General features: G+C 71.4%; 13 protein-coding genes. 6 read left to right on the forward strand and 7 right to left on the reverse strand.

Annotated features, from left to right (window positions below; genetic code table 11):
* Positions 1 to 142: 142 nt before the first annotated feature.
* From ACFZDJ_RS14320 to ACFZDJ_RS14330, 3 genes are all read right to left on the reverse strand, one after another.
* On the reverse strand, positions 143 to 1,486 hold the full coding sequence (locus ACFZDJ_RS14320) for an esterase-like activity of phytase family protein (protein WP_391059046.1): 1,344 nt from the start codon (positions 1,484 to 1,486) through the stop codon (positions 143 to 145).
* An 88-nt stretch (positions 1,487 to 1,574) separates the two neighbouring features.
* On the reverse strand, positions 1,575 to 2,858 hold the full coding sequence (locus ACFZDJ_RS14325) for an SWF or SNF family helicase (protein ID WP_391059049.1): 1,284 nt from the start codon (positions 2,856 to 2,858) through the stop codon (positions 1,575 to 1,577).
* A complete protein-coding gene (locus ACFZDJ_RS14330) occupies positions 2,855 to 5,707 on the reverse strand; it encodes an SNF2-related protein (protein ID WP_391059052.1) in 2,853 nt (950 codons plus the stop codon). Before ACFZDJ_RS14330 ends, ACFZDJ_RS14325 begins: the two co-directional genes overlap by 4 nt.
* 246 nt (positions 5,708 to 5,953) lie before the next feature.
* Here ACFZDJ_RS14330 and ACFZDJ_RS14335 point away from each other — a divergent pair, with 246 nt between their 5' ends.
* Entirely contained in the window at positions 5,954 to 7,036 is a 1,083-nt protein-coding gene (locus ACFZDJ_RS14335) for a fatty acid desaturase (protein ID WP_390931262.1), read from the forward strand.
* A 129-nt stretch (positions 7,037 to 7,165) separates the two neighbouring features.
* Positions 7,166 to 7,348, forward strand: a complete 183-nt coding sequence (locus ACFZDJ_RS14340) for a hypothetical protein (RefSeq protein ID WP_101407670.1) — start codon at positions 7,166 to 7,168, stop codon at positions 7,346 to 7,348.
* A gap of 139 nt (positions 7,349 to 7,487) precedes the next feature.
* Here the strand turns inward: ACFZDJ_RS14340 and ACFZDJ_RS14345 are convergent, their stop codons facing one another.
* The 3 genes from ACFZDJ_RS14345 to ACFZDJ_RS14355 all read right to left on the reverse strand — a co-directional run bounded on the left by ACFZDJ_RS14345 (position 7,488) and on the right by ACFZDJ_RS14355 (position 9,432).
* Positions 7,488 to 8,342, reverse strand: coding sequence for a hypothetical protein (locus tag ACFZDJ_RS14345; RefSeq protein WP_390931264.1), 855 nt, complete (start codon positions 8,340 to 8,342; stop codon positions 7,488 to 7,490).
* Positions 8,343 to 8,478: 136 nt separating this feature from the next.
* Entirely contained in the window at positions 8,479 to 8,784 is a 306-nt protein-coding gene (locus ACFZDJ_RS14350) for a hypothetical protein (protein WP_168517043.1), read from the reverse strand.
* A 63-nt stretch (positions 8,785 to 8,847) separates the two neighbouring features.
* Entirely contained in the window at positions 8,848 to 9,432 is a 585-nt protein-coding gene (locus ACFZDJ_RS14355) for a helix-turn-helix transcriptional regulator (protein ID WP_390931265.1), read from the reverse strand.
* A gap of 123 nt (positions 9,433 to 9,555) precedes the next feature.
* Between ACFZDJ_RS14355 and ACFZDJ_RS14360 the strand changes: the two genes are divergently transcribed.
* The gene (locus tag ACFZDJ_RS14360; protein WP_391059054.1) at positions 9,556 to 10,314 is read left to right on the forward strand and encodes an alpha/beta fold hydrolase; all 759 of its coding nucleotides are present in this window, start codon (positions 9,556 to 9,558) and stop codon (positions 10,312 to 10,314) included.
* Positions 10,315 to 10,318: 4 nt separating this feature from the next.
* Here ACFZDJ_RS14360 and ACFZDJ_RS14365 read toward each other — a convergent pair whose 3' ends face one another.
* On the reverse strand, positions 10,319 to 10,918 hold the full coding sequence (locus ACFZDJ_RS14365) for a methyltransferase domain-containing protein (RefSeq protein WP_390931268.1): 600 nt from the start codon (positions 10,916 to 10,918) through the stop codon (positions 10,319 to 10,321).
* Positions 10,919 to 11,070: 152 nt separating this feature from the next.
* On the opposite strand from ACFZDJ_RS14365, the gene ACFZDJ_RS14370 reads away from it, so the two are divergent.
* The 3 genes from ACFZDJ_RS14370 (at position 11,071) to ACFZDJ_RS14380 (ending at position 14,923) form a co-directional block, all read left to right on the forward strand.
* Complete coding sequence (locus ACFZDJ_RS14370; protein ID WP_168506599.1) at positions 11,071 to 11,844, forward strand: MHYT domain-containing protein; 774 nt, start codon at positions 11,071 to 11,073, stop codon at positions 11,842 to 11,844.
* Between the two features lie 62 nt (positions 11,845 to 11,906).
* Positions 11,907 to 14,489, forward strand: a complete 2,583-nt coding sequence (locus ACFZDJ_RS14375; RefSeq protein ID WP_391059057.1) for a nitrate- and nitrite sensing domain-containing protein — start codon at positions 11,907 to 11,909, stop codon at positions 14,487 to 14,489.
* On the forward strand, positions 14,486 to 14,923 hold the full coding sequence (locus ACFZDJ_RS14380; RefSeq protein ID WP_054228912.1) for a roadblock/LC7 domain-containing protein: 438 nt from the start codon (positions 14,486 to 14,488) through the stop codon (positions 14,921 to 14,923). The genes ACFZDJ_RS14375 and ACFZDJ_RS14380 overlap by 4 nt, the downstream gene beginning before the upstream one ends.
* The last annotated feature ends 17 nt before the right edge of the window (positions 14,924 to 14,940 follow it).

Genomic DNA, 14,940 nt, shown 5'->3' on the forward strand with positions numbered 1-14,940 from the left:
GTCCGCTCGGAGGGCGGACGGGAATTTGACGACAGGACCTAGGGAACGGCGCGCTGCCATAAGTCACTGAGGTGACGGGCACGCGCGCATGGACGCCGTTTCGCGACTCACGCACGCGTGCCCGACGAAAAGGGTCCCGAGGTCAGATCCCGTGCGGCAGCCGTACGTACGTGAGCGTCGTCTCGATACCGCTGTCCACCAGCCGGCCCTGCGCGTCGAACGCCCCCGCCCCGTCGGTCATCCCGAAGTCGTTGTCGTTGATCAGCGCGAGTGTGTCGTGGTCCACGCGCGCGATGCCCTCGATCTTCCCGGGTACCCCCGCGACCGTTCCCAGGTCCACGACCAGACGCTTGGCGAGCACCGGGACGCCGGAGGCGGCCGGATCGTCGAGCTGTTCCAGCGACGGGGACGTCGTGTCGCTGTCCCAGGGACTACCGAGGATGTTCGCGCCACGCGTGAGCTCCACCACCTGCAACCGCGCCGCCTTGTCCGTGCGTTCCTCCACCAGCAGCCGATCGCGACCGACAGCCACCACGGAGGAGATCTTCAGCTCCGACGTGTCGTCCTCGCTGGGGTCGACCACGTTCACCGGGTCGAAGCGGTAGGCGTACTCGGCGGTGACGGCCCGCTTCTTCGGGGAGAAGCGCAGCAGCCGCGTCGTGCGCGAGGCGTCCCCTGCGGCGCCATCCGGCAGGGAGAGCGGGCTCTGCACAGCCATCACCAGGTCGCCGCCAGGAAGCTGGGCGAGCCCTTCGAAGCCGCGATTGACCTTCCGGTGCAGCAGGATGGCCGGCAGCGCCTCGACCACCGGGTAGTCGGTGCCGGTCAGGTTCAGTCCCTTGGGCACATAGCGTGTGAGGACCCTCCCGCGCGCGGAGACATGGACCAACGAGGGACCGTACTCGTCGACGAGCCAGAAACTGCCGTCCGCGGAACGGACGATGCCTTCGGTGTCGACGCCGTTCGGGTTGTACGTGAGGGGGGTCTGCGCGTCATAGGAGTACGGCGCCTCGTCGCGCCCCGCCTGGTTGGACAGCCCGGTGACGGGCTTCCCGGAGGACGTGGTGATCGGGAGCGCGTCCAGTACCTTCACGGTGTCACCGGACACCCTGATCTTCACGATCGCCGGGTCGAAGCCGGGCACCGGGAACGTGCGGCGCTTCTTGCCGTCCACCTTGATCTGCCCATTGGGACCGCGGTCGGTGACCGTCCAGAACTCGCCCCGGCGCCCGGCCGGGTAGATGTCGCTGCCGATCCCACCGAGGTCCACGCCCCGGTCGTCGCCCACCGTGCCGGGCAACAGCGCGTTGCTGAACGTGCCCAGGGGGATGTCGCCAAGGGTCGCGGTGCGAGTGACCCTCGGCTGCGACGGGTAGCCCTGAGCGCTCGCGGTGCCGACCGCCACGAGGGCGGCCAGCATCGCGAGCGGTACACCCGCGGCGACGGTTCGGTGGACGTGGCGCCGGCCGACGGCGTGCGGGGACATCGGGCCTCCTGAGGCACAAGTTCGTTGACAGCGGCCAGAGTTGGCCGCTGTACCGAACGCCGTACGACTTCGAGGTGAATGTGGGGCGTCAACCACTTATCGGGTCGCCGCCCGGGTCTCCCTGTGCCATCGCGAAGGCGGTGGCCGGATCCCCCGCCGCCGGCCCTGCGGGCGTCCAACGACCCCGCTCCTTGCGGTACGGCCACCATCGACCGTCACGCCCCAGGCGCAGCTGGGCAGGTGTGCCGACGGCGGTCCAACGGTTGCGGGTGGCACGCAGTCGCGGCTGCTCGTCCTCGTCCCAGGCCGTCTCCAGGGAGGCACGCGCGCGTGCGAGCGCCTCCGCCTCCACGGCCCACTCGTCCTCCAGCACGGCCAGCGCGACCACGCCCCCGTAGTGCCAGGCGCGTACGGCGAGCGCCAGTTCCTGCCGGTCGCGCCCCGATCCGCCGGCCAGCCGCTCGACGATCGCACCCTCAGTGGCGGACGCAGCGAGCCGAACCGCGTCCTGCTCGACCGTCAACTCCGCCGCCGGTGCTTCCTGCCCGTGAGCCGGCCTGAGCGCCTCGGCGAGCAGCCGGTGCGCCTCGGCCGCGGTCGCGGCAGCGAGGAACTCCAGGGCGGGCGGGTCGACGCCGGGTGCGGGCGCGGCCTCGGTGTCCAGGGAGGGCGGCCGACCGGGCGCCTCGGGCAGATCCGGAGGAGCGGGCAGGGACGGCAGGATGTCCCCGGCCGCGTACGCCTCGTCGGCGTCCACGCCCTGTTGCGCGGGTTCCGGGGCGTCCGCCCGATCCTTCGCGGTCGCGCTGCCGCGCAACTGAAGCTCGTCCAGCAACCTGCGTTCGGCGCGGCCGCGCATCAGCAGCAGGGCGAACGGATCCTGGTCGAGCAGCCGCGCCATCTGATAGCAGAGCGCCGCGGTGTGCCCACAGTGGTCCCAGGCCCCGCAGTCGCACTCGGCCTCCAAGTCACCCAACCCCGGAAGCAGTTCGACTCCCGAGGCCGCCGCCTCCTCCACCAGATGTGGGGGCATCTCGCGGTCGAGCAGCGCCGCGACATGCCCGGCCCGTTCGACGGCCATGTCCAGGAAACGGTCCCACTGCTCCTCGGACAGTTCCTGAAGCAGCACGTCCGAGCGGTGAGCGGTGCCGTCCCGGTCCCGAACGACGGCGGTGATGCGCCCCGGCCGCACCGACACGGCTCCCACCGCCTGCGCGCGCGCGAGTCTGCGGCCCGTCTTCACCTGCTCCAAGTCCAACGCCGCGTCCTCCAGAGCCTTCAGCCAGGCCCGGCCCCACCACGTCTGAGCGAAGCCCCGCCCCTGTGCGGGCGGCAGCGCAGCGAACGTACGCTCCTCGTTCCGATCCGTCATCGTGCGTCCCCTCGCAGCTCCACCAGGTCAGCCAGTTCGGCGTTCGTTAGCTCTGTGAGCGCCGCCTCTCCGGCGCCGAGGACCGCGTCGGCCAGCTGCTGCTTGCGCCGCAGCATCTCGGCGATGCGGTCCTCGATGGTCCCCTCGGCGATCAGCCGGTGCACCTGCACGGGCCGGGTCTGGCCGATGCGGTACGCGCGGTCCGTGGCCTGCGCCTCCACGGCCGGGTTCCACCAGCGGTCGTAGTGCACGACGTGCTCGGCCCGCGTCAGGTTCAGGCCCGTGCCCGCGGCCTTCAACGACAACAAGAAGACAGGGATTTCGCCCTCCTGGAAGCGCTCCACCATCGCCTCGCGCTCATGGACGGGCGTCCCGCCGTGCAGGAACTGCGTCGCGACGCCGCGCACCGCGAGATGGCGCTCGATGAGGCGCGCCATCCGCACGTACTGCGTGAAGACCAGAACGCTCGCTCCCTCGGAGAGGATGGTGTCGAGCAGTTCGTCCAGCAGCTCCAGCTTCCCGGACCTGCCTGGGATCTTCGGCCGGTCCTCCTTGAGGAACTGCGCCGGGTGGTTGCAGATCTGCTTCAGCCCGGTGAGCAGCTTCACGATCAGACCGCGCCGCGCCATGCTGTCGGCGCCCGAGATCTCCGCGAGGGTCTCACGCACCACCGCCTCGTACAGACCCGCCTGCTCCTTGGTGAGCGAGACGGCACGGTCGGTCTCGGTCTTCGGCGGCAGCTCGGGCGCGATACCGGGGTCCGACTTGCGCCGCCGCAGCAGGAACGGCCGGACCAACTGGGTGAGCCGCTCGGCCGCCGCGGGGTCCTGAGCGCCTTCGACGGCCTGCGCATAACGCGTCCGGAAGGAGCCGAGACTCCCGAGAAGACCTGGCGTCGTCCAGTCGAGGATCGCCCACAGCTCCGAGAGGTTGTTCTCCACCGGCGTGCCGGTGAGCGCCACGCGCGCGCGTGCGCCGACGGTGCGCAGCGCCCGCGCCGTCGCCGAGTAGGGGTTCTTCACGTGCTGCGCCTCGTCCGCGACGACCATCCCCCACGGCACCTCGGCCAGTCGCGGCGCGTCGAGCCGCATCGTGCCGTACGTGGTGAGCACGAACTCCCCGTCCGCCAGGCTTTGCAGACTGCGCCGCGAGCCGTGGAATCGGCGAACCGGCGTGCCGGGCGCGAACTTCTCGATCTCGCGCTGCCAGTTGCCCATCAAGGAGGCCGGACAGACCACGAGGGTGGGGCCCGCCGCCGACGTGTCGGTCTGCCGGTGCAGATGCAGGGCGATCAGCGTGATCGTCTTGCCCAGGCCCATGTCGTCGGCCAGACAGCCGCCCAGTCCCAAGGAGGTCATCCGGGCGAGCCAGTTGAGGCCCCGCACCTGGTAGTCCCGCAGCGTCGCGGTGAGCGCGGCGGGCTGCCCGACCGGCTCCTGCCCCTCCGGGTCCGAGAGCCGCTCCCGAAGCGTCGCCAGCCACCCCGTGGGCCGTACGTCGACCCTGCGGCCGTCGATCTCCGTGGAGCCCGTCAGAGCGGCGCTCAGCGCTTCGACGGGCGTGACCTTGCGGTCCTGTTGCGCCCGGGCACGGCGCACCTCCTGCGGGTCCACGAGGACCCACTGGTCGCGCAGCCGCACCATGGGGCGGTTCGCCTCGGCGAGGTGGTCCAGCTCCTGCCGTGTGAGTTGCTGATCGCCCAGCGCGAACCACCAGTTGAAGGCCAGCAGCGCGTCCGCGGACAGGAAGGAGGGCGAGGCGGACGCGACCTTGTCCGGACTCCGCTCGTCGTCCGGCGGGCCGATGACGGCGCGCGCGGTCAGCTTGCGCGCCAGCTCCTTGGGCCAGTGCACGTCGACACCGGCGGACGCCAGCATGCGGGCGCCCTCACCGAGGAGTTCGGTGACCTCCTCGTCGGCGAGTTCGACGGCGTCCGGCACCGTCGCCGAGAGCAACGGGGTGAGCGGGGGCCAGGCGCGGGCCGCACGGCGCAGGGCGAGCAGGACGTCCATCCGCGCGCGCGGGCCGAAGGCCGCCGATCCGGCCCAGACGGCGGAGGCGTCCGCGACAAGACCCGGGTCGTTCACGCTGTGCACCTGCAGCACCCCGCGGAACGGGAGCCGCGTCTCGTCCGCCCCGACCGACGCCAACCCAGGGACCTCGACGCGCAGCGAGACGCGTACGCCCGCGTCGTGCCCCGCGGCCACGTCGGCGGCCCAGGCGCGCTGCTCCGGCACATGCTGCGGCTCCGGCGCCGCGAAGGCCGCGCCTCCCGCGGCCGGCGACGCGGCGGGGGAGCGGGGCAGCGCGTCGGCGACCGCGTCGAGGAAGGCTCGCAGCAACCGCTCCGGGTCGGGCAGCCGCACCGGCTCACGGCCGTCCACCGGTACGGCGTGCGCTTCGGGCGGCATCGCCGCGGCGAGTTCGCGTACGCGCTCCAGGTCGTCGGCGCGCAGCGGACCGGCACGCCACGCGTCGTGGTCGCTCGCCGTCAGCCCCGGCAGCAGCAGCCCCCGCGCGGCGAGTTGGAGGGCGAGCACGGCGGCCGCGCCCCAGAACGTGGTCGCCCGGTGTGCGTGCGCGGTGGCACGCGCGCGCGTGAGGACCGGCAGCGCGGCGCGCACCGGGAGCAGGACGGCGGGCACGGTCACGAGTTCGACACCGTCGTCTCCGGGCAGTGCGACGGTCAGGTCGTCAAAGGCGCCGGAGGCCACCACTGGTGGGACGTCACCGTCGGGCCGCCAGAAGGCGACGTTTCCGGTACGGGACGGATCGGCGGGCATGAACACGGCACAGCATGGGGCCAGTTCGGAGATCTCGGCGGGCGTTGCCGCAGGAATTCTCTGCACAGCGATGACGCATTCCTCAAATTTGACTACTGGCTCGGAGTCGCCGAGGGTACAGCACCGCGTACGCCGGGCGGGGATGTCCGGACCGCGAGGGGGCTCTCCCCTGGGCGGGGGTGTACGTAACCCCCCTCGATGGGCGGGGCAGGCCTCAGCACGGACACGGGTGGTGGCGTCATGGTCGCCGAGGGTCACTGATTCGTACGTTTCATCAGGTCAGCCCCTTCCCTGAGAAACCGGAGACCCGTCATGCCCCAGACCGCCACAGCCGTAGTGGAAGGCCCTCCGGGGGGCGGCGTCGGGCAGAGTCCCGGGAGTGACTTCGCGCCCCTCCTGCGCACCGTCAGGGATCGGGGTCTCCTGGACCGGCGCCATGGCTGGTACGCATGCGCGATCACCGTGAACGCGCTGGCGCTGACCGCGGTCGTGACGGGTGTCGCCCTGGTCGGCAACTCCTGGTGGGTGCTCGTCCTCGCACCGCTGCTCGCCGTGTTCTCGGCCCGCACGGCCTTCATAGGCCACGACGCGGGCCACACACAGATCACCGGCAACAAGGGGATCGGTCGTGCGATCGGCCTGGTCCACGGCAACCTGCTCCTCGGACTGAGTTATTCCTGGTGGAACCACAAGCACAACCGCCACCACGCCAACCCGAACCACATCGACAAGGATCCCGACGTCGTCGCCGACGTCCTGGTTTTCACGGGTGAGCAGGCCGAGGTCAGGGTCGGCTTCCGGCGCTGGCTCACCCGCAACCAGGCCTGGCTCTTCTTCCCGCTCACTCTCCTGGAAGGCGTCGCCCTGAAGGTCCACGGTTTCCAGGACCTGCGCAGGCAGCCGCCGCGCGAGCGGGTGGTGGAGGCACTGCTGCTGGTGACCCACGTCGTGGCGTACGCGACCTTGCTGCTCACCTCCATGTCCCTCGGCAAGGCCCTGGCCTTCGCCGCGCTGCACCAGGCGCTGTTCGGCCTGCACCTGGGCATGGCCTTCGCGCCCAACCACAAGGGGATGGAGATGCCCGACCCGGACGGCGAGCGCTGGGGCCATCTGCGCCGCCAGGTGCTCACCTCCCGCAACGTCCGCGGCGCCGCCCTGACCGACTGGTTCCTCGGTGGCCTCAACTACCAGATCGAGCACCACTTGTTCCCCAGCATGCCTCGACCCCACCTGCGGCTCGCGCAACCGCTGGTGCGCGCACACTGTCGGGAATTGGGTATCCCCTACGCGGAAACCGGGCTCGTCGACTCCTACCGGCAGGCCCTGCGTCACATGCACGAGGTCGGCGAACCCCTCAGGACCGAGCAGCCGCGGAAGGTCTCAGGGGGTGAGTGAGCTCGGAGGGTCTCAGGGGTGAGTCAGGGGAGCGCCTCAGGGATGTCTCAGGGTCGCGCACTGGAACCGTGAGAGGCGTGGACCCGTTTTCAGGACAGAGAGCGGCAGCAGCCGCGAAGGAGGCGACACATGTCGAAGAACGCGAAGATCGCCGCAGGAGGTGTGGCGGTCGGCCTCATCCTGCTGATCTGGTTGCCCTGGTGGGCCGCCTTCCTGATCGTGGTGGGAGTTCCGGCGGCCGCGTACCTGACGCTGGATCCCTCGCAGCGGCGCAGGCTGCGTCGCGTCACCCGCAAGGAACTCGGCCGCTGAGGCGCTGCCGATCGGGTGCGTCTCCCGGCATGAGGGAGGCGGCTCGGTCGCCGCTCGCGGACCGTGCCGACGGCAGGGTCCGCGAGCGGGTGCGTGCCCGGCTTCGTCCGGGGCGAGGGGCGACCCGCTGCGCGACCGCTCAGCTGGGGCGTACGGCCATCTTGTCGAGGGCCTCCAGAAGGCCGGGCAGTTCCGGGCCCCGGCCGACGGGCAGGACCTCTCCGGGCTCCTCGTCGAGGAGGACGAAGGCGATGTCGTCGGTCCGGGCGACCATGGACCAGCCGGGGCCGTCCGCGCGCAGGGTCCGGGCGTCACCGCTGGCGAAGGACGAGCGGACACGGCCCAGGGGCGGCGGGGTGTCCACGTAGGAGCGCGCCTCCGCGAGCACCCGGCGGACACCGCTGCGGGTCTCGCCGCTGTCGCCGTCGGTGCTCTCGGTCTCGTCCCGGGGGGCGTCGTCGGGTTGGGCGGTGTCCTCCGACGTGACGAAGTCGCCGTCGTCGATCTGTTCGCGCCAGATCGCCCACTGGAGGGCGATCTCGTCGGCTCCGAGGCGCCTTTGGGCCGGTCCCCAGACGGTGGTGTCCGGTGGAGCGAGCGCGGGCCGATCCGTGAGCTCGGGCGCGGGGTCGTGCGGGGCCGGCACCCCGGGGGCCGCGACGGCGACGTCCAGGGGCCAGCCGGGCAGCGCGGAGACGACCGTGCGCTCGTCGGGCGACAACTCGTGCTCCATCCCGCAGTCCCAGGACGCGATGGCGACGGCGACCAGTGAGACGTCGTCGATGACGACCGTCCACCGTGCACCCTCGCCATCCTGGCCCAGCACGAGACCGTACCCGTCGGCCAGGGGTGCCAGGTCGAGCCCCGCGCAGGCCTCCGGGTAGTCGTCCCCCAGCACGCTGGGGAACTTCGCGGGCGTCAACAGCACCGCCGTCAGTACATACAGTGCGTCGTCGTCCCCGGTGGCGACGGCGCCATCGTCCGTCCCGGCCATCCCAGCCTCCCGATCGCTACGTTCGTCGGCGCACCATAATGCGCCCCGACGGCGCTTGTCACGAGCCCGAAACAGACGCGGAGCTGCAGTTATCCGGCTGGACGGGGGCGAAACGCCCGGCCCGCGCCCACCGCGGTCAGACGGCGGGCAGGCCGAGCAGCGTCCGGGCCACCGTCCGGGGCGACTCGTCGCGCTCCCGCGCCAGAGCGATGACGGCACGGCAGGCCAGCTCGTTCACCCCGAACGACAGCGCCTCGGGCGACACCCAGGCCGCAGCCTCGTCGATCTGCTCCTGGTCGTCCTCCGCGCAGGCCGACACGTAGGCCGCGGCCGCCTCGAAAAGATTGTGTGTACGTTTCTCCGGTCGTCGCTTGGCGGGCCGTTGCGCCTCGGCCCCGTCGGTCGCTTTCCGGCGCCATATCTCGCGGAGTCTGCCGAACATTCCGGTCATCGGGCCACCTTCCCCCTGCGCGGTTGCCATCGCTGATCGTTCACCTGCTGCTACTCAACGTAGAGTTGAAGGCCCGGCGGCAGAAGAGGGGCGGTCCGGTGAAGCGTCGCGAACGTTCCCTTCGAGCGAGCCGATCGTGCCCCGCAGCCAGGTGAGTTCGGCCCGGCTCGTGGCCCGGGCGATGGTGAGAATGCCCTGCCGGAAGGGATCGTCGAGCTCTTCGGCGCGCAACGGCCGGTCGCCTTCGTAGAAGAAGCTCGCGGGCTCCTCCAGGAAGGCGAGCCTGCGGCGCAGTACCGCGGCCTGCGCCGGGGGGTCTGCCAGGTGTCTGAGGAACGCGAGCACCGTGAACCAGCGGTTCTCGTCGGTGATGTCGCGCTGCACGGGCTCCGCGAGTCGGCGGCGCAACTCGCTTCTCCCCTCTTCGGTGAGCGTCAGGACATGACGAGGGGCGGCCACGGAGCCGGGCTGCGTCGCCCGCGCCAGCCACCCCGCCTTCTCCAGCCGCTTGATCGCGGGATACAGCGTGCTCTCCGCGACGGGCTTCACGTGGCCGGTCAGCGCGGTGATGCGCTTGCGCAGCTCGTAGCCGTGCAGTGGGGCGTCGTACAGAAAACCGAGGATGGACAGCTCAAGCATGTCCCGCATTCTGCCGCACCAGCGGTGTACATCATCTCCTCTGTACATCGCTTCCTCTATACATCGGCTCCGATGTATTCTCCTGAAGCGCGAGAAACGATGAGACAGACCTGAGGGAGAGCAATGAGGCAGGCCGAGTTCGACGGCAAGGGAAGCTGCATCCGCTGGACGGAGGCGACAGGCGCTGAACCGGCCCGGGTGTACGTACACGGCCTGGGGTCGGCCTCAACGGCCTACAACGCCCACATCGCGGCCCGGCCCGAACTGGCGGGGCGCCGGACCCTGTTCGTCGACCTGCCCGGTCACGGCATCAGCGATCGCCCCGCGGACTTCGGCTACACCCTGGAGGACCACGCGGACGCGCTCGCGGCCGCCCTGGACGAGGCCGGTGCCACGGCGGCGGAACTGGTCGCGCACAGCATGGGCGGCTCGGTGGCCATCGTGCTGGCCCATCGGCGCCCCGAGCTCGTGTCCAGACTGGTCCTAGTGGAGGCGAACCTCGACCCGTATCCGCCGGTCAAGGCGGGCAGCAGCGGCATCGCCTCGTACTCGGAGGAGGAGTACGTCGAAAGCGGTGGCCACGCGCGCGTGCTCGACAAAGTCGGCCCCTCCTGGGCGGCAACCATGCGGCTCGCCGACCCGCGCGCGCTGCACCGTACCGCGATCGGCCTTGCGCGCGGCACGGTCCCCACGATGCGCCGCCTGCTCGAAGGGCTGACGGCGGACCGTGTCTACCTGCAGGGGGCGCTGAGCGGTGAACTGCAGGACAGGGAGGGGCTGGAGGCCGCCGACGTCCGGGTGGTGACCGTTCCCGGTGCGGGGCACAACGTCATGTTCGACAACCCCGACGCCTTCGTGGCCGAGGTCGCCGCAAAGGTCTGAGGCCTCAGCCCCGCCGTGTGGCAAGCGCCAGGAAGCGGGCGTCCTCGTCGACGTACGAGGTCATGTCCCAGCCGGAAGCGGCCAGCAGGGGGCGGAGATTGGCCTCCGCCCTCAGGTCGCCCGGTGTGATCCGGCGCCCCTGGCGCGCCGCGAGCGCAGCCCGGCCGATCGGATGGAACAGCGCCAGCGTGCCGCCGGGCCGCACCACCCGCGCCAACTCCCCGAGATTCTCGGCGGGGTTGGGCAGATGCGCGATCAGACCCGCCCCGAAGACGGCGTCCAGTGACTCGGTGCGCAGCGGCAGCGCAGTGACGTCGGCGAGCAGCAACTGCCCTTCGCGGTGCCGGCCGGCCCGTACCGCGGCCGCCAGCATGGCCGGGGTCAGATCGGCTGCGACGACCACTCCGGAGGGCCCCACGGCCGCGCGCAGCGGCGGCAGCGCCCGCCCGGTTCCGCAGCCCGCGTCGAGCACCCGGTCCCCCTCGCGCAGGCCGAGTTCGCCGACCGCCGCCGCATAGGCCGGCCCGTCGTCGGGGAACCGTGCGTCCCAGTCGGCCGCGCGCGCCGTGAAGAACTCCTGGACGTGTGTGTGGTCCTCGCTCATGTTCCGCATGATCTCTCACCGACACGAAGTACGACGCTGTGCACACGTTCGAGCGTCACACGATCGGTCACGTACCTGTCTGTGTCATATTTCAACACCTTTCGAAATGCGCCACCTTTGTGCGCCCCTGCGCGGACTAGCGTCCCTGGGCCATGGGACACCTGGACCACGCCGCCTTCGGCTGGCTGACCCCCGTGCTGTCGTACGCGATGGCCTCTATCGGCGCCGCCCTGGGGCTGCGCTGCACGGTCCGCGCGCTCGGCGCCACCGGGCGCTCACGCCGCAACTGGCTCCTCACCGCGGCCTCCGCGATCGGCACCGGCATCTGGACGATGCACTTTGTGGCGATGCTCGGCTTCAGTGTGAGCGGTACGGAAATGCGCTACAACGTGCCGCTGACCATCCTCAGTCTGCTCGTCGCGATGGTCGTCGTCGGCGCGGGCGTCTTCGCCGTCGGCTACGGCCGCGACCGGGGTCGTGCGCTCGTCCTCGGCGGACTCACCACCGGACTCGGCGTCGCGAGCATGCACTACCTGGGCATGGCGGCGCTGCGGCTGCACGGCGCCGTGCGCTACGACCCGGTGCTCGTCGGGCTCTCCGTCGTGATCGCCGTGGTCGCGGCCACCGCGGCCCTGTGGGCGGCACTCAACATCAGGTCGCCCGTCGCGGTCGCCGTCGCCTCCCTCGTCATGGGTGGGGCGGTGAGCAGCATGCACTACACCGGAATGATGGCGGTGAGCGTGCGTGTCAGCCCCTCCGGGGAGGCCCTTCCCGGGGCCACGGCGATGCAGTTCATCTTCCCCCTCGCCGTCGGCCTCGGGTCCTATCTCTTCCTGACCTCGGCATTCGTCGCGCTGTCCCCGACAGCCCGCGAGCGCGAGGCATCCGCATCGGCCCAGCGGCCGGTCGAGAGCGTCGCCCGTTAGTGGCGGGCCCGAGCCACGACGGCTCGGACGACACGCCCCGAACCACTCCGAGCGAGGAGGCCATGCGTACACCCCGTAGGACCCCTGCAGCCGGCGCCGAGCCGCCGGCCCCACCCCCGCAGCGCGGTCGCCGCGCCCACGCGGGACCGCCCGCCGACGAGTACACCGACCCCGACGAGGACGCCACAGGGACGCCGCCAGAGGCATCCGCGCGCGCGGGACGATGGCGCGTACGTCCCCGTACGGTGCGGGCCAAGATCGTCTGTCTGCTCATGGTGCCGGTCGTCTCGCTGCTCGCCCTGTGGGCGTACGCCACGGTGAGTACCGCCCAGGACGTCGCGCGACTGCGGCAGTTGCAGCGTGTGGACTCCACCGTCCGAGCCCCGGTCGACGACGCCGTCGCCGCGCTCCAGGCCGAGCGCGCGGCCGCCGTCCGCCATGCGACCGACCCGTCGTCCGAGCCACAGAGCGATCTCAAGACGCTGGCGGAACGCACCGACCGCGCGGTGGCGAAGCTGCGACTGGGCGCCCACAACACCGTCGCCGACGGCGCCGACCTGCCCGTCGGAGTGGCCGGACGGCTCGACGCCTTCGTCAACGGGGCCGAGAGCCTGGGGCCCCTGCGCGCCGCCGTACTGGAGCGCCGTACCGGATGGGACGAGGCGTACGGGCAGTACACCAGGACCATTTCGGCGGCCTTCGCGGTCGGGGGCGCCCTCACCGGCATCCAGGACGCCGACCTGGGCTCCGACGCGCGCGTACTCCTCGAATTCTCCCGGGCCGGCGAGGCGCTGGCCCAGGAGGACACCGTGCTGTCCGGTGCCCGACTCGCCGGCACCCTGGACGGTGAGCGACTGCGGCTGTTCACCGGGGCGGTCGCCACCCGCCGCACCCTGACCGACGCCGCCGTCGCGGATCTGCGCGGACCCGAACAGGCCTCTTGGCGCAACCTCGTGACGGGGAGTGCGTACGCCGACGTACGCGCCGTCGAGGACAAGGTGCTCGCGTCAAGGCCCGGCGGAAACGCCGCCGACGCCGCGTCGGAAGCCGACTGGAACACCGCCCACGCGCGTGTGCAGGACGCCATGCGCGCCATCGAGGCGAAGGCGGGCCGGGGTGTCGCGGACCGGGCCGACCCCTTGACCCGTGGCCTGCTGACACCCGCCGGCGCCGCTGTCGTATTCGGTCTCGCCGCCGTCGCCGCGTCGCTCGTGATCTCCGTACGCATCGGACGCGGCCTCGTCGTCGAACTGGTGCTCCTGCGCAACAGCGCCCTCGAGATCGCTCGACGCAAGCTGCCCGAGGCGATGCGCAAGCTGCGCGCGGGGGAGGAGATCGATGTCCGCGCGGAGGCTCCGCCAGGACCACCCTCGGAAGACGAGACCGGACAGGTCGCGGAGGCCCTGGGCACCGTGCACCGGGCCGCCCTGCGCGCCGCCGTCGAACGCGCGGAACTGGCCAGCGGGATCTCGGGGGTCTTCGTCAATCTCGCCCGGCGCAGCCAGGTCCTCGTACACCGCCAACTGAGCCTGCTGGACAGCATGGAACGCAGGTCCGAGGACCCGAACGAACTGAGTGATCTCTTCCGGCTCGACCACCTCACCACTCGGATGCGGCGCCACGCGGAGAGCCTGATCATCCTTTCCGGCGCCGCACCCGGCCGGGCCTGGCGGATGCCGGTCTCGCTGACGAACGTGGTCCGCGCGGCCGTGTCCGAAGTCGAGGACTACGCGCGCGTGGAGGTACGACAGTTGCCCGAGGCAGCGGTCGGCGGCGCCGCCGTGGCTGACCTCACCCACCTCCTGGCGGAAATCGTCGAGAACGCCGCCCAGTTCTCCCCGCCGCACACCCGCGTCCGCATCACCGGCGAACCGGTCGGCAACGGATACGCCGTGGAGGTCGAGGACCGAGGGCTCGGCATGGGCAAGGAGACACTCGACGAGGCCAATCGACGCATCGAACAGTCCGAGGCGCTGGACCTGTTCGACAGCGACCGGCTCGGTCTCTTCGTGGTCAGCAGGCTCGCGGCCCGGCACGGCATCAAGGTGCACCTGCGCACCTCGCCCTACGGGGGCACCACCGCCGTCGTCCTGCTGCCGACCGCGCTGCTGCACGAAGGCGCGGCGGAACGTTCCCCCCGCAAGGCGGGCAACGGAAGGCCCGACGAACGCGAGTACGCGCGTGTGTCGGCCGCCCCGGAGCACGACTCCGTCCAGGCGCCCATCGAGCGGCCCGCACTCGTGCCCCTCGTGCAGACCGCTGTCGAACCCCCAGCGCACGGCTCGCCGGAAGCCCCTGCGAACGTCTCGTCCGAAACCCCTGCGAACGGCTCGCCCGAAACCCCACCACCTGGAGTCACCACTTTGCGGCTGCACCGCCCTCCGGACGACTCCGAAGGGTCCGACGACCTCCCACGGCGCGTACGGCAGGCGAGCCTCGCGCCCCAACTGCGCGCACAGCGAATCGAGGAGCCGACACAAGTGGCGGCCCACCAGCACGACGACACACGCACGCCCGAACTCGTACGGGACCGTATGGCGGCCTACCGCGACGGCTGGGCGCGCGGCGGCGGCAGAACATCCGGTCGCCGCGCCACTCCAGACCCCGATGCGGGCAGCGACAGCAGTGAAGGAGACCCCGCATGATCCAGGACCCGAGCATGAGGGCCGCCCAGCGATCCGGCGAACTCGACTGGCTGCTGGACGACTTGGTGCTGCGTGTCGCCGAAGTGCGGCATGCGGTGGTGCTGTCGAACGACGGACTGGCGGTGGGTTCCTCCACCGGCCTCCGGCGCGAGGACGCCGAACACCTGGCCGCGGTCGCCTCGGGCTTTCACAGTCTGGCCAAGGGCGCGGGACGCCACTTCGGTGCCGGGGGCGTACGTCAGACGATGGTCGAGATGGACGACGGCTTCCTGTTCGTCGCGGCAGCGGGCGACGGCTCGTGCCTCGCCGTCCTCACCGCGGTCACGGCCGACATCGGCCTGGTGGCCTATGAGATGGCGCGGCTGGTCAAGCGCGTCGGCGAGCACCTCTACACGCCGCCGCGGGTCGCCGCGCAGCCGCCCGCCGCCGGATGACCGAGGGCGGGCGGCGC

Origin of the sequence: Streptomyces sp. NPDC007896 (assembly GCF_042959425.1) — a bacterium.
GTDB lineage: Bacteria > Actinomycetota > Actinomycetes > Streptomycetales > Streptomycetaceae > Streptomyces.